Origin of the sequence: Enterobacter cloacae complex sp. 309I3 (genome assembly GCF_050031595.1) — a bacterium.
GTDB lineage: Bacteria > Pseudomonadota > Gammaproteobacteria > Enterobacterales > Enterobacteriaceae > Enterobacter > Enterobacter cloacae.
Genome location: NZ_JBLGWI010000001.1, coordinates 3929033 through 3953112, shown reverse-complemented (window position 1 = coordinate 3953112; position 24080 = coordinate 3929033). Strand labels below are relative to the sequence as shown.

General features: G+C 55.9%; 18 protein-coding genes. 12 read left to right on the top strand and 6 right to left on the bottom strand.

The window, feature by feature from the left end:
* Positions 1-41: 41 nt before the first annotated feature.
* The 5 genes from xni to queF form a co-directional block, all read right to left on the bottom strand.
* Complete coding sequence (xni, locus tag ACQG22_RS18895) at positions 42-797, bottom strand: flap endonuclease Xni (protein ID WP_038983832.1); 756 nt, start codon at positions 795-797, stop codon at positions 42-44.
* A gap of 112 nt (positions 798-909) precedes the next feature.
* Entirely contained in the window at positions 910-2277 is a 1368-nt protein-coding gene (locus tag ACQG22_RS18890) for an L-serine ammonia-lyase (RefSeq protein WP_020689323.1), read from the bottom strand.
* Positions 2278-2342: 65 nt separating this feature from the next.
* Positions 2343-3638 (bottom strand): HAAAP family serine/threonine permease, encoded by a 1296-nt coding sequence (locus tag ACQG22_RS18885; RefSeq protein WP_013098531.1) that lies wholly within the window; start codon positions 3636-3638, stop codon positions 2343-2345.
* Between the two features lie 511 nt (positions 3639-4149).
* Positions 4150-5514, bottom strand: a complete 1365-nt coding sequence (gene ppnN / locus ACQG22_RS18880; RefSeq protein ID WP_013098530.1) for a nucleotide 5'-monophosphate nucleosidase PpnN — start codon at positions 5512-5514, stop codon at positions 4150-4152.
* Between the two features lie 116 nt (positions 5515-5630).
* Positions 5631-6473: an NADPH-dependent 7-cyano-7-deazaguanine reductase QueF gene (gene queF, locus ACQG22_RS18875; RefSeq protein ID WP_013098529.1), complete on the bottom strand. Its 843-nt coding sequence runs from the start codon at positions 6471-6473 to the stop codon at positions 5631-5633.
* Positions 6474-6541: 68 nt separating this feature from the next.
* Between queF and syd the strand changes: the two genes are divergently transcribed.
* The 8 genes from syd to ACQG22_RS18835 all read left to right on the top strand — a co-directional run bounded on the left by syd (position 6542) and on the right by ACQG22_RS18835 (position 14891).
* Positions 6542-7087 (top strand): SecY-interacting protein, encoded by a 546-nt coding sequence (syd, locus tag ACQG22_RS18870; RefSeq protein ID WP_020689319.1) that lies wholly within the window; start codon positions 6542-6544, stop codon positions 7085-7087.
* A gap of 630 nt (positions 7088-7717) precedes the next feature.
* The gene (locus ACQG22_RS18865; protein WP_013098527.1) at positions 7718-8047 is read left to right on the top strand and encodes a YqcC family protein; all 330 of its coding nucleotides are present in this window, start codon (positions 7718-7720) and stop codon (positions 8045-8047) included.
* Complete coding sequence (gene truC / locus ACQG22_RS18860; RefSeq protein ID WP_222168933.1) at positions 8044-8829, top strand: tRNA pseudouridine(65) synthase TruC; 786 nt, start codon at positions 8044-8046, stop codon at positions 8827-8829. The genes ACQG22_RS18865 and truC overlap by 4 nt, the downstream gene beginning before the upstream one ends.
* A gap of 15 nt (positions 8830-8844) precedes the next feature.
* Entirely contained in the window at positions 8845-9291 is a 447-nt protein-coding gene (locus tag ACQG22_RS18855; protein ID WP_013098525.1) for a flavodoxin, read from the top strand.
* 334 nt (positions 9292-9625) lie between these two features.
* Positions 9626-10981, top strand: a complete 1356-nt coding sequence (gene gudP, locus ACQG22_RS18850) for a galactarate/glucarate/glycerate transporter GudP (RefSeq protein ID WP_013098524.1) — start codon at positions 9626-9628, stop codon at positions 10979-10981.
* Entirely contained in the window at positions 10981-12321 is a 1341-nt protein-coding gene (locus tag ACQG22_RS18845; protein WP_222168934.1) for a glucarate dehydratase family protein, read from the top strand. The genes gudP and ACQG22_RS18845 overlap by 1 nt, the downstream gene beginning before the upstream one ends.
* A gap of 15 nt (positions 12322-12336) precedes the next feature.
* A complete protein-coding gene (gudD, locus tag ACQG22_RS18840; protein ID WP_029882847.1) occupies positions 12337-13674 on the top strand; it encodes a glucarate dehydratase in 1338 nt (445 codons plus the stop codon).
* A gap of 77 nt (positions 13675-13751) precedes the next feature.
* Positions 13752-14891, top strand: coding sequence for a glycerate kinase (locus ACQG22_RS18835; protein ID WP_040021628.1), 1140 nt, complete (start codon positions 13752-13754; stop codon positions 14889-14891).
* A 70-nt stretch (positions 14892-14961) separates the two neighbouring features.
* Here the strand turns inward: ACQG22_RS18835 and barA are convergent, their stop codons facing one another.
* A complete protein-coding gene (gene barA / locus ACQG22_RS18830; protein ID WP_023620554.1) occupies positions 14962-17721 on the bottom strand; it encodes a two-component sensor histidine kinase BarA in 2760 nt (919 codons plus the stop codon).
* A 57-nt stretch (positions 17722-17778) separates the two neighbouring features.
* Here barA and rlmD point away from each other — a divergent pair, with 57 nt between their 5' ends.
* From rlmD to pyrG, 4 genes are all read left to right on the top strand, one after another.
* Positions 17779-19077 (top strand): 23S rRNA (uracil(1939)-C(5))-methyltransferase RlmD, encoded by a 1299-nt coding sequence (rlmD, locus tag ACQG22_RS18825; protein WP_336340234.1) that lies wholly within the window; start codon positions 17779-17781, stop codon positions 19075-19077.
* A gap of 51 nt (positions 19078-19128) precedes the next feature.
* Positions 19129-21360 carry a GTP diphosphokinase gene (gene relA / locus ACQG22_RS18820; protein ID WP_013098518.1) on the top strand — a complete coding sequence of 744 codons (2232 nt, stop codon included), beginning with the start codon at positions 19129-19131 and terminating at the stop codon, positions 21358-21360.
* 66 nt (positions 21361-21426) lie between these two features.
* The gene (gene mazG, locus ACQG22_RS18815) at positions 21427-22218 is read left to right on the top strand and encodes a nucleoside triphosphate pyrophosphohydrolase (protein WP_029883908.1); all 792 of its coding nucleotides are present in this window, start codon (positions 21427-21429) and stop codon (positions 22216-22218) included.
* A 223-nt stretch (positions 22219-22441) separates the two neighbouring features.
* Positions 22442-24079: a glutamine hydrolyzing CTP synthase gene (gene pyrG / locus ACQG22_RS18810; RefSeq protein ID WP_013098516.1), complete on the top strand. Its 1638-nt coding sequence runs from the start codon at positions 22442-22444 to the stop codon at positions 24077-24079.
* Position 24080 lies beyond the last annotated feature (1 nt).

Below are 24080 nucleotides of genomic sequence, written 5' to 3'. Positions count from 1 at the left end.
CCCCTCACCCTAACCCTCTCCCCAACGGGGAGAGGGGACTTTTAACGCTCTAACCTCAACTGCTGCAAATTCCCGTCCAGCTGTAAATCCGTCTGTAACGTCGCCACATCCCGGCAGATAAAGGCCATTTCTTTATGGGCCTCCAGCTTCTTACGCCATTTTTCCGGAACTTCATTGAGCCGGGCGTAGATCCCTTCCAGGTTCTGAAAATCCGTCAGCAGCTGTGCGGCGCTTTTAGGCCCAATACCGGCAACGCCCGGTACTTTAGAGCTGCTGATCCCCGCCAGCCCCCAGTAGTCAGGAAGTTGCTCAGGCGAGACGCCAAATTCACTGGCAATAAACGGGGCGTCGAGCCAGCGTTTCTGGAAGTAATCACGAATGCGGATAGTGGGTGAGAGCAGCTGGCAGTAGCCTTTATCCGTCGACACAATGGTTGCCTGATGCCCGGCGCTGGCCACTTTGACCGCAAGCGTCGCCGCGAGATCGTCCGCTTCATTGCCCTGGGCGCCCCAGCAGGGCACGCCGCGCTTTTCGAATGCCGAGCGAATCATCGGCATTTCTGAATGCAAATCGTCCGGCATGGGGGCGCGTCCGGCTTTATAGTCCGGCAAACGCTGATGTCGCCAGCCGGAATTACGCGCCTCGTCATCAAATACGGCCACGACATGCGTCGGTTCGCTGTGGCGAATAAGTTGCTCCAGCGCGTGCAGACAGGTGTCCTTACAGGGCGTGCCTTGCACTGCATGGATCCGGCGAATCAGGTTGAGCGCGTCGACGATAAGCAAATGAACAGCCACAGATAATCTCCCTTCTATCTCATGAAGGAAGGGTAACACTGTCAGCGGTATGAAACTATGCGCGGCGGGGAAAACAGGAAGAAGCCTCGCAAAACGAGGCTTCCTGAGAGGCTTAATCGCAGGTCACGATCTTCATTGCCAGACCACCGCGAGAGGTTTCACGGTATTTGGCGTTCATATCTTTACCGGTTTCGTACATGGTTTCGATAACCTTATCGAGGCAGACGCGTGGCTCGCTGGTGCGGCGCAGCGCCATTCGTGCGGCGTTCACTGCCTTCACGGAGGCGATCGCGTTACGTTCGATACACGGCACCTGAACCTGTCCGGCAACCGGGTCACAGGTCAGCCCCAGGTTATGCTCCATGCCGATTTCGGCGGCAATGCAGACCTGCGCCGGGCTTGCGCCTAACAGCTCTGCCAGACCCGCAGCGGCCATGGAACAGGCCACGCCCACTTCACCCTGACAGCCCACTTCCGCGCCGGAAATGGAGGCGTTCATCTTATACAGAGAACCAATCGCACTGGCGACCAGCAGGTAGCGCGCCAGCGAGTTGGCGTTCACTTCACGGATAAACTTGTCGTAGTAGGCCAGCACGGCCGGAACGATACCGCAGGCACCGTTGGTTGGCGCCGTGACCACGCGGCCCCCTGCGGCGTTCTCTTCGTTCACCGCCAGGGCGAACATGTTGATCCAGTCTACGACGGCCATTGGGTCGGTGGTCGTTTTGTCGGTGCTCACCAGCATACGGCGCAGCGCGGCCGCACGACGCGGTACGCGAAGCTTACCGGGCAGAACGCCTTCGGTGGTGATCCCGCGTTCAATCCCGCCGCGCATCACCTCCCAGACGTTAGCAAAGTGCTGTTCCAGCTCCGCTTTGCTGTGCAGGGCCAGCTCGTTTTTCATCATCAGACCGGAGAGGGAAAGCCCCGTCTCCTGACAGTGACGCTGGAGATCGGCCGCAGTTTTGTACGGATACGGCACGTCGACAGAAGAGGTGCTGGTTTGACCAAAGTGGTCTTCGTCGACGATAAACCCGCCGCCGATAGAGTAATAGGTCTGGCTGTAAACCGCGGTGTCGCCGGCCAGCGCGGTAATGCGCATGCCGTTTTCGTGCAGCGACAGGTTGTCCGCATGGAAATTCATGCAATGGTCAACCGGGAATTCCACTTCGTGTTCGCCGTTTGCCAGCAGCAGGCGACCGTGGGTGTTTACGTCCTGGATGAAGCCAGGGATCGCATCAATATCAACGGTATCCGGCAGGTTTCCCGCCAGGCCCATGATAATGGCGATATCGGTATGGTGGCCTTTTCCGGTCAGGGAAAGCGAGCCGTACACATCGACAACCACGCGGGTGATGTCGTGCAAGATGCCGCGTGCAATCAAGTCATCCGTGAACTGCTTACCGGCTTTCATTGGTCCGACAGTGTGAGAGCTGGAAGGACCAATACCGATTTTGAAGATATCGAATACGCTAATCATGATGCGTCCATTGCTTTCAGTCAGAGAGGAAGGAGTGCGCCGTCCGGGGACGGCGCGGGTGATAATCAGAACATGGTGTACAGGGAGTAGAAGATCGCAGAGATAGCGATAAGCCCCATGATAACCACAAAGATGTTGCTCACATGACCGCTGTACTTACGCATAGCAGGGACTTTCTGAATTGCGTACATCGGCATCAGGAACAGAATCATCGCGATAACCGGACCGCCCAGGGTTTCAATCATGCCCAGGATGCTTGGGTTCAGCGTAGCAACGGCCCAGGTGGTAAGCAGCATGAACAGTGCAGTGATTTTGTTCAGCTTGCTGATTTCAATGCTCTTGCCTTTACCGCGCAGAGATTTGATCACCATACCGTTAAAACCTTCACGTGCGCCCAGGTAGTGGCCGAGGAAGGATTTGGTGATGGCGATAATGGCGATGATCGGTGCCATCCACGCAATAATCGGTGCGTTAAAGTGGTTCGCCAGGTAAGACAGAATGGAGATGTTCTGCTCTTTCGCTGCTGCCAGGTCCGCCGGGGAGAGGCTCAGTACGCAGCTGAAGACGAAGAACATTACGGTCAGCACCATCATGATGTGTGCACGTGCCAGGATGCTGGAGCACTTCTTCTCTGCGCCTGCGCCGTACTCTTCACGCTTCGCCACGGCGAAGGAAGAGATGATCGGGGAGTGGTTGAAGGAGAAGACCATTACCGGAATCGCCAGCCACAGGGTCATCATCAGGCCGTTACCGGTTGCAGATGCGCTGCTCAGGGAGAGGGTTTCCAGCGCCGCACCGTTCCACTGTGGGATCAGGTAGCAGGCCAGCACCATCAGTGCGGCAACAAACGGGAACACCAGGACGCTCATCGCTTTAACAATCATCTGCTCGCCGAAGCGCACGATGGTCATCATACCGACGATCAGGATCAGGGACAGAATGGCACGCGGTGGCGGCGTCATCTGCAGCTGGTGCGTCATGAAGCTTTCAACGGTGTTGGTGATCGCCACGCTGTAAACCAGCAGAATCGGGTAAATGGCGAAGAAGTAGAGCAGGGTAATCAGTTTCCCTGCGCCAACGCCGAAATGCTCTTCAACCACTTCGGTGATGTCTTCGCCCGGGTTTTTACCGGACAGCACGAAGCGGGTCAGACCGCGGTGTGCGAAGAAGGTCATCGGGAACGCGATGATGGCCATAATGATCAGCGGGATCAGACCGCCGACGCCTGCGTTGATAGGAAGGAACAGTACACCAGCGCCGATTGCTGTGCCGTAAAGGCCAAGCATCCACATGGTATCCGTTTTGCGCCAACCACTTCGGGATTCAATCGAAGCAACGGTGCTGGTTTGAGTGGTTTCCATCTGTATCTCCTGGAGGAAGCAAATTGTCAGGTTTGTAGTCAAATCCGATGAAAAAATGCCTGACGGTAATATGAAATTCGTTCAGTGACGGTTTTTTAATAATTTTCACCCGTAACTATTGGCGGGCGGAAAGATACATTCTACTTATGAATGTATCAGTGATCGCGATCCCAAATGCAATAATCCACTCATGATGTGGGTATATTTAGACCATTTCTCTGTTAAAAAAACATCAAAGAGAATTTACGGGCGCGAAGGCTACCATTAACAACATATGTCCGGAAAGAGCGGCCCCGAAGATAGGTGTCTTGCGCTGTAAAGATGGTGGGTTTTAGGATTTTCTGATGAGTAATTTGCTTTAAAGCTGATAATTTATGGTTTTAAAATCCAGGTAATCGTTTGCGTTGGCGTGCAGTTTATAAATTCTATAAGCGATAACTATGAATTGATGCGAAAAAAAGGCCGGGTAACGACAGAACGCGCCCCGGCCCTCAGAAGAACGATTAACGCCTTATGTGCAGATTTCGTAGCAAGGAATATAAGCCGAGCCCGGCAGCTTCATACGGTGTTGGGCGACAAAGCCTTGCAGCATGTCGTCCATGCGGCGCATCATCTCCGGGTCACCGTGGATCTTATACGGGCCAAACTGCTCAATGGCGCGGATCCCCACCTCTTTCACGTTACCCGCCACAATGCCCGAGAAGGCGCGACGCAGGTCGGCGGCCAGCACTTCTACCGGCTGGTCAGGATAGAGTTTCAGGTTCGCCATATTCTCATGCGAAGGCTCGAACGGGATCTGCAGATCCGGCGCAATACGGATTGACCAGTTAAAGCTGTAGGCATCACCGGTATCACGACGGTTCTCTTTCACCAGCGGCATCGCTTTTTTCATCTGACGCGCCACTTCTGCCGCATCGTCAATGATAATGCGATAGTGACGACGCGCGGCTTCACCCAGCGTATGCACGATAAACTCGTCCAGCACGCGGAAGTAGTCGGCACTCTCTTTCGGCCCGGTCAGGATCAGCGGCAGAACCTGATCTTTGTTGGCCGGGTTCATCAGGATCCCCAGCAGATAGAGCAGCTCCTCTGCCGTACCCACGCCGCCCGGGAAGATGATGATGCCGTGAGCGATACGGACAAACGCTTCCAGGCGCTTTTCGATATCCGGCATGATAATCAGCTCGTTGACCAGCGGGTTAGGTGGCTCAGCGGCGATGATCGACGGCTCGGTCATGCCGATAAAGCGCCCCTCTTTATAACGCTGCTGGGCATGACCCACGGCGGCACCTTTCATTGGCGCTTCCATCGCGCCTGGGCCACAGCCGGTGCAGATATTCAGCTCACGCAGACCGAGCTGGGTACCCACCCGACGGGCGTACAGGTATTCGGTTTCGTTAATGGAGTGACCGCCCCAGCAGACGACCATATTCGGTGCTTCGCCAACGTGCAGGGCACGGGCGTTACGCAGAATAGAAAACACCAGGTTGGTGATATGAACCGAGCTTTCCAGGTCAAGATGCTGGAAGCGGCCCGCGTTGTGGATCTGCCCGTTAACAAACAGGATGTCACGCAGCACGGCAAACAGGTTGGCCTGCAGGGAACGAATAATCCGCCCGTCGACGAAGGCCTCTTCCGGCGGGTTGATCACTTCAAGTTTCACGCCGCGCTCACGGCGCAGCACGTTGATATCAAAGCTTTCGAAGCGGGATAACAGTTCTTTACTGTTGTCTGTCAGGCTTCCGGAGTTCAGTACGGCAAGTGAACAGTTACGAAACAGTTGATAAAGATCGCTGCTGGCCGTGCGTTTAAGCATGTCCACTTCCAGCTGCGACAACATATCCATTGAGCCAAGCGGGCTAATATGTGTAATCAAGTGAGCTCCTTATGGGACGATTATCGTCATTCCCTGCTGATTACAATAGCCCTGCCGCGTGACGTTTCACAACCTAAAGCGCTGCATTACCCGCGCATATTGTGAAAATATTTATATTACTGACGCACCAGTCGGCCCGTTGCAGGTACAAAATCGGTATTAGTGCGCCACGGGTTAATGTCCAGCCCGCCACGACGGGTGTAGCGCGCGTACACGCTCAGCGTTTCTGGCTGGCAGAAGCGCTGAATATCGCTGAAGATGCGCTCCACGCACTGCTCGTGGAATTCGTTGTGATGGCGGAACGACACCAGATAGCGCAGCAGCTTTTCCCGGTCAATTTTGGGGCCGCGATACTGGATTTGCACAGAACCCCAGTCCGGCTGGTGGGTGATCAGGCAGTTGGACTTCAGCAGATGGCTGACCAGCGTCTCTTCCACGATCTTCCCGCTTGCCGCATTTTCCAGGTACCCGGCGCTGAACTCGTAGTTATCCACCTCGATATCCTGATCGTCAATGCAGGTGCCGTTAAAATGGGCGACAGGTTGCCCTTCCAGTTCATTCAGGCGATACAGCGCAACGGTCACGTTGCCCTGGGCGCAGGCGCGTAAATCACGCTCCAGCGTGTGCTGAACCTCTTCCAGGCTGGTGAATTTAGTCTGATTAAAACTGTTGAGATACAGCTTGAAGCTTTTGGATTCCACCAGGTTAAGGCTGGCATGATCCAGCTCAACCTGGCCTACCGCCACCTGCGGCAGACCGCGAGCATTCAGCCAGGAGAGCTCATACAGCGTCCAGATATCACCGCCGACAAACGGCAGCGCGTCTGCACGCAGCCCTAAAGGATCGCGGTTAAGGCTGCGCGGAACGCCCTGCAGCAGGCTGGCATCGTAGGTGTCGCGGTAATCGGTCGATTTACCCAGCGTTAAGCCACTTAACGCCTGATGATTTTCGTAAGACATGTTTCATAGTCACTTTACAGGTACACTTAGGGCTGAGTTTATCCTGTCTTACCAGAAGAGAGAAATCGGTGGATATCGAAACTGCAAATGCCCTTAAGACCTTCACGACCCGTTACTGCGACGCATGGCATGACACCCGGGGCACCTGGCCGCAAAGTGCTGATCTCTATGGTGTGCCTTCGCCCTGCATTATCTCTTCGGTGGACGACTACGTTATCTGGCAGCCGCAGCCCTGGTCTGTCGAGGAGAATGTAAATGCGGTTGAACGGGCAATGGACATTGTGGTACAACCAGCGGTTCACGCGTTCTACACCACGCAGTTTGCAGGGGATATGCCTGCCCGCTTTGGTGAGATAACGCTGACGCTGTTGCAGACCTGGAGCGAAGACGATCTGCAGCGTGTTCAGGAAAACCTGATTGGTCATCTGGTCACGCAAAAACGCCTTAAGCTTTCTCCGACACTCTTTATTGCCACGCTGGACAGTGAACTGGATGTTATTTCCGTCTGCAACCTGTCTGGTGAAGTAATCAAAGAGACAATCGGCACCCGCAATCGCGAGACCCTCGCCCCCTCACTTGCGGATTTCCTTACCCGACTTGAGCCGCTTCTGTAATCCATCATGCTACAGCGCGTGTGAGAGATCTCTTACACGGTTTGTGAGAGATCGCCGCAACGATCAGTATTACCTTACGTAATTAAGAAAAATATTATGATAATTATCAAAGGATTAATAAAATTCTGACGCAGCAAACCCGCTTTTCAGAGGCTGACAACGCTTACAGGGTGGGTTGTAAGACGAAGCGGAATAGCGGATTCTATCTCTGTCGACAGGACGCCGACACGAGAAACGAACATCAGGATGATGGCGCTTCTCACACAGGACACGTCAGGATGGCGCTGCAGGAAGGCTTCAGGATGAAGCAAAGGATCACGCAGGACGCGTAAGGGACACCTCCAGGAAGGAGAACGAGAGCCGCTCAGGATGATCGGTGGGTCAGGATGGCCAGGACGTTTCAGGATGAAACAGACACATCAGGACGATGTGTGCAGGATGCAAACAGTTTACGGATGAACAGGCCTTCGGGCTTCAGGAAAAGTTGTCACGGAAGAGCAGGGAGCATAAATTGTAGCTGGAATGCTGCGAAACGAACCGGGAGCACTGTTTTTACAGTGCTCCCTTTTTTTATTTCTGCTGCCTGCAATGCTATGCTGCGCGCCGTTCATTTTTTCAGTTGAGGTTACTATGACGCAACACGATAGCGTTCGTGCCCGGTTGCACGCCATCGAAGCTCTTTTGCGCCAACATCAGCTGTGGCAGGAGACCGCGCCGCAGCCAGAGGCGTTCGCAAGTACCCAGCCGTTCTGCCTGGATACGCTGGCACCGTTTGAGTGGCTCCAGTGGGTGTTAATTCCCCGTATGCATGCGCTGCTGGAGGGTGGTCATCCGCTGCCGCAGGCGTTTGCGGTCTCGCCTTACTATGAAATGGCGCTGGAGGCCACCCACCCGGCGCGTGCTGTCATGCTGGCTGAGCTGGAAAAGCTGGATGCGTTGTTTGCCGGTGATGACGCATGACGCTTGAGATCCTCTATCAGGATGAGTGGCTGGTGGCAGTGAACAAACCGTCGGGATGGCTGGTGCACCGCAGCTGGCTGGATCGTGACGAGAAGGTGGTTGTGATGCAGACCGTGCGCGACCAGATTGGTCAGCATGTGTTTACCGCCCATCGCCTGGACAGACCCACCTCCGGTGTACTGCTGATGGGATTGTCCAGCGAAGCGGGTCGTCTGCTGGCGCAGCAGTTTGAGCAGCATCAGATCCAGAAACGCTACCACGCGATCGTGCGTGGCTGGCTGACAGAAGCCGCGACGCTTGACTATCCTCTGGTGGAAGAGCTGGACAAAATCGCCGATAAATTTGCCCGTGATGACAAAGGTCCGCAACCTGCGGTAACCGAGTATCGCGGTATGGCGACGACTGAAATGTCGGTGGCAACCAGCAAATTTCCCACCACTCGCTACAGCCTGGTTGAGCTTTTGCCCAAAACCGGGCGTAAACACCAGCTCCGCCGACACCTGAAGCATTTGCGACATCCGATTATCGGTGACAGCAAGCATGGCGATCTGCGCCAGAACCGCAGTGCGGCTGAACATTTTGGTTGCGATCGTCTGATGCTGCACGCAAGCGAACTGAGCCTGACGCATCCGTTTACCGGCAAACCTCTGACGATCCATGCGGGTCTCGATGATGTCTGGATGCAGGCGCTGTCACAGTTTGGCTGGCTGGGGCAACTCCCCAAAAATGAAAGGGTTGAGTTTGTATCTGGCAACGTTCAGGATGAACGGCAAGCGCAATAATTAAGGGAACATATCATGGCTGAAGTAGGCATTTTTGTCGGCACAATGTACGGCAACTCGCTGCTGGTTGCGGAAGAGGCGGAAGCGATACTCACAAGCCAGGGTCATAAAGCCACGGTTTATGAAGACCCGGAACTGGCAGACTGGGAAAAGTATAAAGATAAATACATTCTGGTGGTCACCTCCACCACCGGGCAGGGCGATCTGCCGGACAGCATCGTGCCGCTTTTCCAGGGCATTAAAGATATTGGCTACCAGCCGGACGTTCACTACGGCATCATCGCCCTGGGCGACAGCTCTTACGCCAATTTCTGCGGCGGCGGCAAGCAGTTCGACGCACTCCTGCAGGAACAGAGCGCCCAGCGCGTGGGCGACATGCTGCTGATTGACGCCGGTGAACACCCGGAACCCGAAAGCGAATCAAACCCGTGGGTTGAGAACTGGGCCACACTGCTTAAATAACATCCTGCCCGGCGGCGCTTCGCTTGCGCGGGCCTGCGGGTTATTCAGGCCGGGTCAGGCGTTGCCGCCACCCGGCGATAACTTCCGCACCAAACGCCAATTCCGTGAACCATCTTCCATTCTTTTAGGCTTTTGCCACAAACAACCTTTCTCATGCCCCTTAATGTTGTGTTTTTGCACGGTGAGAGAACGTGTCACTCCTTCATATACTTTCCCGGTCACAATAAAACGGCTTCAGGCCGTACCAAAACGACAAACACAAATCTCATTCTGATTACCCTACCGGTGCTGTACAGAGTGAACCAGGCGAAAGCTATGTTTCAGGAGTGCAACAATGAGTACATTAAGCCACGCGGCGAGCAGTGCGGAGAAGCGCACTAACGCTCGCTACTGGATAGTGGTGATGCTGTTTATCGTCACGTCCTTTAACTATGGTGACCGCGCCACGCTGTCGATTGCCGGCTCTGAAATGGCAAAAGACATTGGGCTTGATCCGGTTGGCATGGGGTATGTTTTCTCCGCATTTTCATGGGCCTATGTTATTGGACAGATCCCGGGTGGCTGGCTGCTCGATCGTTTTGGATCCAAGCGAGTCTACTTCTGGTCCATCTTTATCTGGTCGATGTTTACCCTGTTGCAGGGCTTCGTCGATATCTTCAGCGGCTTCGGTATTATCGTCGCGCTCTTTACTCTCCGCTTCCTGGTGGGGTTAGCAGAAGCGCCATCCTTCCCGGGGAATAGCCGCATCGTGGCCGCCTGGTTCCCGGCGCAGGAGAGGGGAACGGCGGTGGCGATTTTTAACTCTGCCCAGTATTTCGCGACGGTGATCTTTGCGCCAATCATGGGCTGGCTGACGCATGAAGTGGGCTGGTCACACGTCTTCTTCTTCATGGGCGGATTGGGGATCGTCATCAGTTTTATCTGGCTGAAAGTGATCCACGAGCCGAACCAACATCCGGGCGTGAACAAGAAAGAGCTGGAGTACATTGCGGAAGGCGGGGCGCTGATCAACATGGATCAGAAAAGCCAAAAAGCAAAAGTCCCGTTGAGCCAGAAATGGGCGCAGATCAAGCAGCTTGTCGGTTCGCGCATGATGATTGGCATCTACCTGGGGCAGTACTGCATTAACGCCTTAACCTACTTCTTTATCACCTGGTTCCCGGTCTATCTGGTGCAGGCACGCGGTATGTCGATTCTGAAAGCAGGCTTTGTCGCCTCCGTACCGGCTATCTGCGGCTTTGTGGGGGGCGTACTGGGTGGGGTGATTTCCGACTGGCTGATGCGTCGTACCGGTTCGCTGAACATCGCCCGTAAAACGCCAATTGTGCTCGGCATGTTGCTTTCAATGACCATGGTGTTCTGTAACTACGTCAGCGCGGAGTGGATGATCATCGGCTTTATGGCGATGGCTTTCTTCGGGAAAGGGATTGGTGCGCTGGGCTGGGCAGTGATGGCGGATACCGCGCCAAAAGAGATCAGCGGCCTGAGCGGCGGTCTGTTTAACATGTTCGGCAACATCTCCGGGATTGTCACCCCGATTGCCATTGGCTACATCGTCGGGACCACGGGCTCATTCAACGGTGCGCTGATTTATGTGGGTGTGCACGCCCTGGTGGCGGTCCTGAGCTATCTGGTGCTGGTGGGTGATATCAAACGCATTGAACTCAAACCTGTAGCGGAGCGTGGCTGATGACAACACAATCGAGCCCGGTTATTACCGACATGAAGGTCATCCCGGTGGCCGGCCAGGACAGCATGCTGCTTAATATTGGCGGCGCGCATAACGCCTGGTTTACCCGCAATATCGTGGTGCTGACCGACAGCGCAGGGAACACCGGCGTTGGGGAAGCGCCGGGCGGTGAGGTAATTTTCCAGACGCTGTCAGACGCCATTCCGCAGGTGGTCGGCCAGGAGGTCGCCCGTCTGAATAAAGTGGTCCAGCATGTTCACAAAGGCAACCAGTCGGCGGACTTTGACACCTTCGGCAAAGGCGCCTGGACGTTTGAGCTGCGCGTCAATGCTGTCGCCGCGCTGGAGGCCGCCCTGCTCGATTTGCTCGGTAAGGCGCTGAACGTTCCGGTCTGTGAACTGCTGGGGCCGGGCAAACAGCGTGACGCGGTGACGGTACTCGGCTATCTGTTTTATGTTGGCGATCGGCAAAAAACCGATCTGCCTTATCTGGCGCACTCGCCGGGCCACCATGAGTGGTATCACCTGCGTCACCAGGAGGCGCTCTCCAGTGACGCGGTGGTTCGACTGGCCGAGGCGGCACAGGACCGCTACGGTTTTAAAGACTTCAAACTCAAAGGCGGGGTATTACCCGGTGAGCAGGAGATTGAAACCGCGCGTGCGCTCAAGAAACGTTTTCCGGATGCCCGCATTACCGTTGACCCTAACGGTGCCTGGCTGCTGGATGAGGCTATCGCCCTGTGCAAAGGACTGGGGGATGTCCTGACCTACGCGGAAGATCCGGTTGGGGCTGAACAAGGCTTCTCGGGTCGCGAGGTGATGGCGGAATTCCGACGTGCCACCGGGCTACCGGTCGCTACGAACATGATCGCCACCAACTGGCGTGAAATGGGCCATGCGGTCATGCTGAATGCGGTCGATATTCCGCTGGCAGACCCGCACTTCTGGACGCTTTCAGGCGCCGTGCGTGTGGCGCAGCTGTGTGATGACTGGGGGCTCACCTGGGGTTGTCACTCCAATAACCATTTCGATATTTCGCTGGCGATGTTTACCCACGTTGGCGCGGCGGCACCGGGTCACCCAACCGCTATCGACACACACTGGATTTGGCAGGAGGGGGAGGCCCGTCTGACGAAAAATCCGCTGGAAATTAAAAACGGCACCATCGCAGTACCGGATGCGCCGGGATTGGGCGTGGAGCTTGACTGGGATCAGGTCCACAAGGCGCATGAAGCGTATAAAAAACTGCCGGGCGGCGCGCGTAATGACGCCGGGCCGATGCAGTACCTGATCCCTGGCTGGACATTTGACCGTAAGCGCCCAGTTTTTGGACGTCACTGATAAAAGGATTGCACCATGAGCACTTTTACCACCCCTGTTGTTACTTCCATGCAGATCATTCCGGTTGCCGGCCATGACAGCATGCTGATGAACCTGAGCGGCGCACATGCGCCGTTTTTCACCCGCAATATTGTCATTATTAAAGATAACGCCGGGCATACCGGCGTGGGGGAAATCCCGGGCGGTGAGAAGATCCGCAAAACGCTTGAAGACGCCATCCCGCTGGTGGTGGGAAAAACGCTGGGCGAATATAAAAACGTCTTAAATACCGTGCGGAATACCTTTGCCGATCGCGATGCGGGTGGCCGTGGGCTGCAAACGTTTGATCTGCGCACCACCATCCACGTGGTGACCGGCATCGAAGCCGCCATGCTGGATCTGTTAGGTCAACACCTGGGGGTTAACGTTGCTTCCCTGCTGGGTGAGGGGCAGCAACGCAGTGAAGTGGAGATGCTGGGCTATCTGTTCTTTGTTGGCGACCGCAACCTGACGCCGTTGCCATACCAGAGCCAGCCGGACGAGCAATGTGACTGGTACCGACTCCGCCACGATGAAGCGATGACGCCGGATGCGGTGGTACGCCTGGCGGAGGCCGCGTACGAAAAATATGGTTTTAATGATTTCAAACTGAAGGGCGGCGTGCTGGCCGGGGAAGAAGAGGCCGAAGCTATCTCAGCCCTGGCTAAACGATTCCCGCAGGCGCGCGTCACGCTGGATCCGAACGGGGCCTGGTCGCTTGATGAGGCGATCGCCATCGGCAAGCAGCTGAAAGGCGTGCTGGCCTACGCGGAGGATCCGTGCGGGGCAGAACAAGGTTTCTCTGGCCGTGAAGTGATGGCGGAGTTCCGCCGCGCCACGGGTTTACCTACTGCGACCAACATGATCGCCACCGACTGGCGTCAGATGGGGCACACCTTGTCCCTGCAGTCTGTCGATATTCCGCTGGCGGACCCGCATTTCTGGACGATGCAGGGCTCGGTACGCGTGGCGCAGATGTGCCATGAGTTCGGTCTGACCTGGGGCTCGCACTCCAATAACCACTTTGATATCTCGCTGGCGATGTTCACCCACGTGGCCGCTGCCGCGCCGGGCACGATCACCGCGATCGACACCCACTGGATCTGGCAGGAAGGCAATCAGCGCCTGACGAAAGCGCCATTTGAAATCAAAGGGGGGATGGTGCAGGTCCCGTCCACACCGGGTCTGGGCGTGGAGCTGGATATGGATCAGGTGATGAAAGCCCACGAGCTGTACCAGAAACATGGGCTGGGTGCGCGCGATGACGCGATGGCGATGCAGTATCTGATCCCAGAGTGGACATTCGACAATAAACGTCCGTGCATGGTACGATAAACGCATTGGGACCGCTCCCATGAGCGGTTCTTTACGTGGTGTATGCTTAACGTAACGACTATGCGTAAGGATGGCTTATGAAAATTGTTATCGCACCGGACTCGTATAAGGAAAGTTTGAGTGCGCTTGAGGTTGCGACAGCGATAGAGCAGGGTTTTCGCGAGATCTTTCCTGAGGCGGTTTACGTCAAACTGCCGGTCGCGGACGGCGGTGAAGGCACCGTCGAAGCGATGATCGCGGCAACGCAGGGACGCATTGTGCATGTTCCGGTGACCGGCCCTCTGGGCCATCGCGTGGAAGGGTTTTACGGGATATCCGGCGACGAGAAGAGCGCCTTTATCGAAATGGCGGCGGCCAGTGGTCTTGAGCTGGTTGCACCTTCGCAGCGCGATCCTCTGAAAACGACCTCCTGGGGCACGGGTGAACTTATCCGTCACGCGCTGGATGCGGGCGTTAAGCATATCATCATCGGCATCGGGGGCAGCGCCACCAATGATGGCGGTGCAGGAATGGTGCAGGCGCTGGGGGCCAGGCTGCTGGACGACCGTGAACAGCCGCTGGGGCAGGGCGGAGGCGAGCTGGGCAAACTTGCCCGTATCGACCTGAGCGGGCTGGACAAGCGTCTGGCCGAGTGCCGCATAGAAGTGGCCTGCGATGTGACGAATCCGCTTACCGGTAAGCTGGGCGCATCAGCGGTTTTTGGCCCGCAAAAGGGGGCCACACCCGAGATGATCATTACTCTGGACAATGCGCTTGCGCACTATGCGCGGATCATTGCCCGGGATCTTGATATGGATGTGCTCAACCTGGCGGGCGGCGGCGCGGCAGGTGGAATGGGGGCGGCGCTGTATGCCTTCTGCGGTGCGCAGCTGCGCCAGGGCATTGAGATCGTCACCGATGCGCTACATCTGGCTGACCAGATTGCCGATGCGGATTTGGTGATAACGGGTGAAGGTCGCATCGACAGCCAGACGATCCACGGCAAAGTGCCGGTTGGGGTGGCGAAGGTAGCCAAACGCTTCAACAAGCCGGTTATCGGGATTGCAGGCAGTCTGACGGCGGACGTTGGCGTCGTGCACGATCACGGCATCGATGCGGTGTTTAGCGTGATTTACACCATCTGCTCGCTGGAAGATGCGCTGGAAAACGCCAGCGAGAACGTCAGGATGGCCGCAAGAAATATCGCGGCGGTACTGAAACTCGGGCAGGGGATGTAGTTCTTCCTCTCCCAGTGGGAGAGGGGTGAGGGTGTAGGCCCGGTAAGCGTCGCGCCACCGGGCATTTACCTCAGTTTCCTAACACCTTCATCGCTTCCCGCGTCACGTTATCCATCTCATCCAGCAGTTCAAGGAACTCCGGTTCCAGTTCAGATTCTGGTGTCCCTGCGCGTAGCTGCTGCTCCAGCAACTGGCAGAGGTTTTTCAGGCGGGGCACGCCGCTGTAGCCACAGCTACCGTGCAGCTTGTGGATAGCCTGCAGCAGCTCCTCCGGGTTTTCGCCCACCAGCTGTTCTTCTACCTTATTGCGAATTTCCGGCAGAAACGCGACCAGCATCTGTAGCATCTCGCGGGCTAAATCGGGTTTCCCCGCCGCCTGGCGTAACGCAAGCTGCCAGTCAAAGGTGGCGTTCTGATTCACGCTAATCTCAACTGGTTCTGCTGATAAGGTATACGTACCGCCGATATGCCCCGGCTTATAGCGCAGCAGCAGGTTATGCAGTTTCTCTTCGTCGATAGGTTTCGCCAGATAATCGTTCATTCCGGCGCCGAGCAGCTTCTCTTTCTGCCCGGCCATCGCATGCGCGGTCACGGCAATGACCGGCGTTTGCTGTTGATGAGGTAGCTGGCGGATAAGCTCACAGGCGCGAATGCCATCCATACCCGGCATTTGAATATCCATCAGAATCAAATCGAACTGCATCTGTTTGGCCAGTTCAACCGCTTCAGCACCGCTTGTGCAGAGCTCAACATGCTGAACCTGATCCTCAAGCAGCACGCCAATCAGCTTCAGGTTTGCCGGGTTATCATCCACCGCCATCACGCTCATCGGCAGCCTCTGCTCGTCATTAACCAATGCCACGGCATGCTCATTCAGGCGGCAGTAGGCCGTCAGGGCAGGCAACAAGCGTGTGGCGGTGAGCGGTTTAAGCAGACAGGCGGCCGCCCCGTCGTTTTTCAACTCTTCGGCATTGATTTGCGCATGGCACGGCAGCGCCAGCAGCAGGTAGTCGGTCATTGATGCGGCTTTCGCCAGCCGTTCCTGCTGCATGGTGAGCTCCCCGGTAAAGGTGACCGGGATCCCCATCAGCAGGATGTCGTAATGCTCAACGGTAAGCGCAGAGAAGGTCGGGCTGTAGACCACCTCCAGCGGCGTGGTGCTTAAGATGTCCAGCGTGCACTGGGCCGCGGCGGCGTTCGGCTCCACGTAAGCGAGGCGCTTGCCTTTCAGGCAATCCGTCACCGGGCCGTCCGTCAGCACGTTCGGGTTGAGATCCAGGTTGATATGGAACCAGAACGTCGACCCCCGGTTTGGCTGGCTGTGGAAAGAGATATCGCCGCCCATCTCTTTAACCAGTTTTTGCGTGATAACCAGCCCCAGGCCCGTACCACCGTGACGCCGCGAAATACTCGCATCCGCCTGACGAAACGCCTGGAACAGACGGGATTGATCCCGTTCGGGAATGCCAATGCCGGTATCGCGGATCTGAACTTCAATCTGTACTTTGTTATTACTGATGGCACGTTTTTCCACCAGAATGTCGATGTTGCCGCTTTCGGTAAATTTGATGGCATTACCGACAAGATTGGTAATGACCTGCTGCAGGCGCAGCGGATCGCCGATGACGTTATCCGGCACGTCGTTTTTAATGTTCAGCGTCAGCTCAAGCCCTTTGTCGTGCGACGAGTGCGCCAGCAGCGTAACCACCTCATCAAGCGTACTGCGCAGCGGGAACGGAATGCTCTCCAGAATCAGCTTGCCCGCCTCCAGTTTGGAGAAGTCCAGCACGTCATTAATGATCGCCAGCAGATTGTTAGCCGAACGTTCAATGGTGTGCAGGTGATCGCGCTGGGTGGGGTTAAGCTCGCTCTTCAGGGTCAGGCGGGTAAAGCCAATCACGCCATTGAGCGGCGTACGCAGCTCGTGCGACATATTGGCAAGGAACTCCGATTTAATGCGGGCAGCCTCCTGGGCACGCTTTTTCGCCAGATCCAGCTCGACGTTCTGGATCTCCATCTGCTCCAGCGTTTCGCGCAGATCCGAAGTGGCCTGATCCACGTTATGCTGCATCTCTTCGTGATAGGCCGCCAGCGACATCGCCATCGAGTTGATGCCGTTTTTCAGCATGTCCAGTTCGCCCAGCATAAACCCTTCCACACGGCTATCGAGCTGGCCACGGCGAATGCGGTCAACGGTGTTGACCATATTGCGGATGGGCCCGGTCACATCGCGCATCAGTCGCCAGCCGAAGATGAGCGCAATGCCGATACAGAACAGCATCATCACGCCGGAAATAAAAATCTCTTTGTACTGCTGCAGTCGCACCGACTTGAGGTCCAGCTCCAGCGCCACATATCCGAGCATATTGCTGCTGGACTTGGCGTCGGATTGCGCGGACTCATCGGGGGAATAACTTTCCGAAATAATCGGCGTGCGCAGGATCATAATATCGCCCCGTCGCATCACCGTGAGATGGCGCGGGAACGGCGAACCGTCAGGAATTTTTAACGCTGCCGGATCAAGATGAAAATTAGAGGTGACGAACAGCCGGTTATGCTCGTCATAGACGGAGATCGCACGCACAATATCCGAGTGGCGGCGATGCAACACACTGATTAACTGACCAATCGACTCGCGGTTTTGCAGGTTCATCCCGTATTCGCTGGACACGGCCAGGGGTTCGATGATGCTGGCTCCGGCATCTTCCAGCTGTCGCTGCAGGTCGTTATAGCGGTGCACAACGAAGAAGATGCTCAGCAGCAAACCGATGAGAACGGTGGGGGCGAGGATCAAAATCATCATGCGCGCGCGCAGGCTGTAGTTGGTCATGGCGTTCCGTTATGGGACAATTAAGATAATTATGTATATTTGAGAAAATTCCCGGCGATGGCGCAATTCTACTCTGCAAAGCGACGCGTGACGACGCGTCAGATCATCACTGTCGAAGCCACGGACCTTGACCCTTTTGGTCAGGGCGTCGCGCATCACAATGGTAAGACACTGTTTATAACAGGTTTGCTGCCCACAGAACGAGCAGAAATTACGCTGACGGAAGATAAACGCCAGTACGCACGCGGGAAGGTGAAGCGCCGTCTGACCACCAGCCCGGAGCGCACAGAGCCACGCTGCCCGCATTTTGGCGTCTGCGGAGGCTGCCAGCAACAACATGCCAGCGTAGTTTTACAGCAAAAAAGTAAGAGTAATGCCCTGGCACGCCTGCTCAGGCATGACGTTGACGACATCATTGCCGACCAACCCTGGGGCTATCGTCGTCGTGCGCGGCTGAGCCTAAGCTTTCAGCCCAAAAACGAGCGGCTGGAGATGGGGTTTCGCAAAGCGGGCTCCAGCGATATCGTCGATATCAGGCAGTGCCCCATTTTGGTGCCCCGTCTTGAGGCATTGCTCCCAGACGTGCACGCATGCCTGTCCGGGCTGGACAGTGTTCGCCACCTCGGGCATGTGGAACTGGTCCTGGCAAACAATGGTCCGCTGATGGTGCTGCGCCATACCGCGCCGCTGTCCAAAAAAGACCGCGAAAAACTGGAACGCTTTTCGCATTCCCACGAGCTGGCGCTTTTTCTCGCCCCACAAAGCGAGATACTGGAGCAGGTTACAGGTGACGCGCCCTGGTATGCGTCAAACGGACTACGCTTAACGTTCAGTCCGCGGGATTTCATCCAGGTTAATGACGGCGTTAATCAGCAGATGATCGAAACCGCGCTGACGTGGCTGGATGTCCAGCCGACCGACCGCGTGCTTGATCTCTTCTGCGGCATGGGCAATTTCACGCTGCCGCTGGCCTGTAAAGCGGCGAGTGTTGTGGGGGTAGAAGGCGTCGACGCGCTGGTGGCGAAAGGCCAGGAGAATGCGCAACAGAACGGCTTGCAAAATGTGACATTCTTTCATCAAAATCTGGAGGAAGATGTCACGCAGCAGCCCTGGGCAAAACAGGGCTTTGACAAAATCCTGCTCGACCCGGCACGGGCAGGCGCACCGGGCGTGATGCAGCATATAATTAAACTCGCCCCGAAACGCGTGGTCTACGTTTCCTGTAACCCGGCAACGCTTGCCCGGGATAGCGAGGCATTACTCAGCGCGGGTTACCAGATTCAGCGTCTGGCAATGCTGGACATGTTCCCGCACACTGGGCATCTGGAATCAATGGTGTTGTTCGAGCACATCTAATTAGTTTGGCTTGTCGACTTCGACAGGCCCTGGTCCCTAAAGGAGAGGACGATGGTTGCGGTAAGAAGTGCACATCTTAATAAAGCTGGTGAGTTTGACCCTCAAAAATGGATCGCAAGTCTGGGAATTTCCAGCCAGCAGTCGTGTGAACGCTTAACCGAAACCTGGGCCTATTGTCAGCGCACCACGCTGGGGCATCCGGACGCCGAGCTGCTGCTGTGGCGCGGCGTGGAGATGGTCGAAATCTTATCCATGCTCAATATGGATATCGAAACACTGCAGGCCGCGCTTCTGTTCCCGCTTGCCGATGCGGACGTCGTCACGGAAGACGTGCTGCGTGAAAGCGTCGGAAAATCGGTCGTGGCGCTGATCCACGGTGTCCGCGATATGGCGGCCATTCGTCAGCTCAAAGCCGCGCACACCGATTCCGTCTCCTCTGAACAGGTCGATAACGTTCGCCGGATGCTGCTGGCCATGGTGGATGATTTCCGCTGCGTGGTGATCAAGCTTGCCGAGCGTATCGCCCACCTGCGTGAAGTGAAGGACGCGCCGGAAGATGAGCGCGTACTCGCCGCCAAAGAGTGTACAAACATCTATGCGCCGCTGGCGAACCGCTTAGGCATTGGTCAGCTCAAATGGGAGCTGGAAGACTACTGCTTCCGTTATCTGCACCCGGCGGAATATAAGCGCATTGCGAAACTGCTGCATGAACGCCGTATCGACCGCGAACACTATATTGAAGAATTTGTCAGCGGGTTGCGCCAGTCGATGAAGGAAGAGAACGTCCGTGCCGAAGTGTACGGTCGGCCAAAGCATATCTACAGCATCTGGCGCAAAATGCAGAAGAAACACCTCGCCTTTGACGAGCTGTTCGACGTGCGTGCCGTGCGTATTGTGGCGGAGCGTCTGCAGGACTGCTACGCCGCACTGGGGATCGTGCACACGCACTTCCGCCATCTGCCGGATGAGTTCGATGACTATGTCGCCAACCCGAAACCTAACGGCTACCAGTCTATTCATACCGTGGTGCTGGGCCCCGGCGGTAAAACGGTTGAAATTCAGATCCGTACCAAACAGATGCACGAAGACGCCGAGCTGGGTGTCGCCGCGCACTGGAAATACAAAGAGGGCACCTCGGGCGGAGCGCGCACCGGCCACGAAGACCGCATTGCCTGGCTGCGTAAGCTGATTGCGTGGCAGGAAGAGATGGCCGACTCCGGCGAGATGCTCGACGAAGTGCGCAGCCAGGTCTTCGACGACCGGGTGTACGTCTTTACGCCGAAAGGGGACGTTGTCGACCTGCCTGCCGGGTCAACGCCGCTCGACTTTGCCTATCACATCCACAGCGATGTCGGGCACCGCTGCATTGGTGCGAAAATCGGCGGGCGCATTGTGCCGTTTACCTACCAGTTGCAAATGGGCGATCAGATTGAAATCATCACCCAGAAGCAGCCAAACCCGAGCCGTGACTGGCTGAACCCGAACCTGGGGTATGTCACCACCAGCCGCGGACGCTCCAAAATTCACGCCTGGTTCCGTAAACAGGATCGTGACAAGAACATCCTTGCCGGTCGCCAGATCCTGGATGACGAGCTGGAGCATATAGGCATCAGCCTGAAAGAGGCGGAGAAGTTCCTGCTGCCGCGTTACAACTTTAATGAGCTCGATGAGCTGTTAGCGGCCATTGGCGGCGGCGATATTCGTCTCAACCAGATGGTGAATTTCCTGCAGGCGCAGTTCAACAAGCCAAGTGCGGCAGAGCAGGATGCGGCGGCGCTAAAACAGCTGCAGCAGAAAACCTACGCCCCGCAGCAGCGCAGCAAAGACAATGGCCGCGTGGTGGTGGAAGGCGTCGGCAATCTGATGCACCATATCGCCCGCTGCTGCCAGCCTATCCCGGGGGACGACATCGTCGGCTTTATCACCCAGGGGCGCGGGATTTCGATTCACCGCTCAGACTGTGACCAGCTTGCTGAGCTGCAGTCGCATGCGCCGGAACGCATCGTTGAAGCCGTCTGGGGTGAAAGCTACTCTGCCGGCTACTCGCTGGTGGTGCGCGTCACCGCCAACGATCGCAGTGGTCTGCTGCGCGACATTACGACCATTCTTGCCAACGAGAAGGTCAACGTGCTGGGCGTTGCCAGCCGCAGCGATACCCGCGAGCAGCTTGCCACCATCGATATGACCATCGAAATCTACAACCTGCAGGTGCTGGGCCGCGTGCTTGGCAAACTGAACCAGGTCCCGGATGTGATTGACGCGCGTCGTCTCCACGGCGGTTAAACATCCTCTTCTGTAAGCCGGGTAAGGCAACGCCGCCACCCGGCATTTTTTCATCAGGACAGTACTATGACTCAAATCGACCGCCTGCTCGGCATCATGAAACGCCTGCGCGACCCGGAAAACGGCTGCCCGTGGGATAAAGAGCAGACTTTCGCGACTATCGCCCCGTACACCCTCGAAGAGACCTATGAAGTACTGGACGCCATTTCACGTGAGGACTTTGACGACCTGCGCGGCGAACTCGGTGACCTGCTATTCCAGGTGGTGTTCTATGCGCAGATGGCGCAGGAAGAGGGGCGCTTTAATTTTGACGATATCTGCGCCGCCATTAGCGACAAGCTTGAGCGCCGCCATCCGCATATCTTTGGCGATGCCACGGCGGGCAACAGCGCGGAAGTGCTGGCGCGCTGGGAGCAGATTAAAAGCGCCGAGAGGGCTGAAAAATCCCAACACTCCGCGCTGGATGACATCCCGCTGAGTCTGCCCGCCCTGATGCGTGCCCATAAGATCCAGAAACGCTGCTCGGCAGTAGGGTTTGACTGGCACTCGCTTGGCCCGGTACTGGACAAAGTCCATGAAGAAATCGACGAAGTGATGCACGAAGCGCAGCAGGCCGTGGTGGATGAAGCAAAGCTTGAAGAAGAGATGGGCGATCTGCTGTTTGCCACCGTCAACCTTTCGCGCCACCTGGGTGTAAAAGCGGAAACGGCCCTGCAAAAAGCCAACCTTAAGTTCGAACGACGCTTTCGCGAAGTCGAGCGCATTGTGGCCTCGCGCGGCCTGGAAATGACCGGAATTGACCTCGATGTGATGGAAGAAGTCTGGCAGGAAGTAAAACGCCAGGAATCTGATCTCTAACGGAATTTTGCGATCAAGCGCAATTTGTGTGATTTTTTAAATGACAAGCGCTTGATTTGCGTCAAAAACATTTACCCAAAAGGGGCTATTTTCTCACTCCTTATGTTTGTCATGGCCTGGAATGGAGACGAAGAATGAAAGTTTGTGGCGCTCGCCGTGTTCGGGTATACTACTTTCCCGTCTTGGTTATTCCATCGTTTCACCCTAACTTCTCAGGTTCAGCATGACAACGAACTATATTTTTGTGACCGGCGGGGTCGTATCCTCTCTGGGTAAAGGCATTGCCGCAGCCTCCCTCGCAGCCATTCTTGAAGCCCGTGGCCTCAATGTGACCATGATGAAACTGGATCCGTACATCAACGTCGATCCTGGCACCATGAGCCCAATCCAACACGGGGAAGTGTTCGTTACTGAAGACGGCGCTGAAACCGATCTGGATCTTGGCCACTACGAGCGTTTCATTCGCACCAAAATGACCCGTCGTAATAACTTCACGACTGGTCGTATCTACTCCGACGTTCTGCGTAAAGAACGCCGTGGTGATTATCTGGGTGCAACCGTTCAGGTTATCCCGCACATCACTAACGCTATCAAAGAACGCATCATTGCGGGTGGCGAAGGCCACGACGTGGTGCTGGTTGAAATCGGCGGTACCGTGGGTGATATCGAATCCCTGCCGTTCCTGGAAGCGATTCGCCAGCTGGCGGTTGATATCGGTCGTGAACACGCGCTGTTCATGCACCTGACGCTGGTGCCTTACATGGCAGCCGCAGGTGAAGTGAAAACCAAACCGACTCAGCACTCCGTGAAAGAGCTGCTCTCCATCGGTATTCAGCCTGACATTCTGGTTTGCCGCTCCGATCGCGCGGTTCCGGCGAACGAACGTGCGAAAATTGCATTGTTCTGTAACGTGCCTGAAAAAGCCGTTATTTCAATGAAAGATGTCGATTCCATTTATAAAATCCCGGGCCTGTTGAAATCACAGGGCCTGGACGATTATATTTGTAAACGATTCAGCTTGAACTGTCCGGAAGCTAACCTGTCTGAATGGGAACAGGTTATTTATGAAGAAGCCAATCCGGCTGGTGAAGTGACTATCGGTATGGTCGGCAAGTACATCGAACTGCCGGATGCCTATAAGTCCGTTATCGAAGCGCTGAAACACGGTGGTCTGAAGAACCGCGTCTCCGTGAACATCAAGCTGATTGATTCGCAGGATGTTGAAACACGTGGCGTCGAAATTCTGAAAGATCTGGATGCGATTCTCATCCCTGGCGGCTTCGGCTACCGTGGTGTAGAAGGCAAGATCGCCACTGCACGCTATGCGCGTGAAAACAATATTCCATACCTCGGCATCTGCCTGGGTATGCAGGTTGCGCTGATCGAATTTGCGCGCAACGTAGCGGGAATGGAAAACGCGAACTCTACGGAATTTGTGCCAGACTGTAAGTACCCTGTAGTGGCGCTTATCACTGAATGGCGCGACGAAGACGGTAACGTCGAAGTCCGTACCGAGAAGAGCGATCTGGGTGGCACTATGCGTCTTGGCGCACAGGCCTGCCAGCTGTCTGACGATAGCGTGGTTCGTAAGCTGTATGGCGAACCGGTCATCACCGAGCGTCATCGTCACCGCTATGAAGTCAACAACATGTTGTTGAAACAAATTGAAGCTGCGGGTCTGCGTGTTGCGGGCCGCTCCGGGGATGATCAGTTAGTCGAGATCATCGAAGTGCCAAACCACCCGTGGTTTGTCGCCTGCCAATTCCACCCGGAATTTACTTCAACGCCACGTGACGGGCATCCGCTGTTTGCAGGTTTCGTGAAAGCCGCCAGCGAGTATCAGAAGCGTCAGGCGAAGTAAA

Coding starts and splice junctions, on each gene's coding strand:
- relA (WP_013098518.1), top strand. CDS start 19,129: ATGGTTGCGGTAAGAAGTGCACATCTTAATAAAGCTGGTGAGTTTGAC.
- rlmD (WP_336340234.1), top strand. CDS start 17,779: ATGGCGCAATTCTACTCTGCAAAGCGACGCGTGACGACGCGTCAGATC.
- ACQG22_RS18890 (WP_020689323.1), bottom strand. CDS start 2,277: ATGATTAGCGTATTCGATATCTTCAAAATCGGTATTGGTCCTTCCAGC.
- queF (WP_013098529.1), bottom strand. CDS start 6,473: ATGTCTTACGAAAATCATCAGGCGTTAAGTGGCTTAACGCTGGGTAAA.
- mazG (WP_029883908.1), top strand. CDS start 21,427: ATGACTCAAATCGACCGCCTGCTCGGCATCATGAAACGCCTGCGCGAC.
- ACQG22_RS18885 (WP_013098531.1), bottom strand. CDS start 3,638: ATGGAAACCACTCAAACCAGCACCGTTGCTTCGATTGAATCCCGAAGT.
- gudP (WP_013098524.1), top strand. CDS start 9,626: ATGAGTACATTAAGCCACGCGGCGAGCAGTGCGGAGAAGCGCACTAAC.
- barA (WP_023620554.1), bottom strand. CDS start 17,721: ATGACCAACTACAGCCTGCGCGCGCGCATGATGATTTTGATCCTCGCC.
- ACQG22_RS18855 (WP_013098525.1), top strand. CDS start 8,845: ATGGCTGAAGTAGGCATTTTTGTCGGCACAATGTACGGCAACTCGCTG.
- ACQG22_RS18845 (WP_222168934.1), top strand. CDS start 10,981: ATGACAACACAATCGAGCCCGGTTATTACCGACATGAAGGTCATCCCG.
- ACQG22_RS18865 (WP_013098527.1), top strand. CDS start 7,718: ATGACGCAACACGATAGCGTTCGTGCCCGGTTGCACGCCATCGAAGCT.
- pyrG (WP_013098516.1), top strand. CDS start 22,442: ATGACAACGAACTATATTTTTGTGACCGGCGGGGTCGTATCCTCTCTG.
- truC (WP_222168933.1), top strand. CDS start 8,044: ATGACGCTTGAGATCCTCTATCAGGATGAGTGGCTGGTGGCAGTGAAC.
- gudD (WP_029882847.1), top strand. CDS start 12,337: ATGAGCACTTTTACCACCCCTGTTGTTACTTCCATGCAGATCATTCCG.
- ACQG22_RS18835 (WP_040021628.1), top strand. CDS start 13,752: ATGAAAATTGTTATCGCACCGGACTCGTATAAGGAAAGTTTGAGTGCG.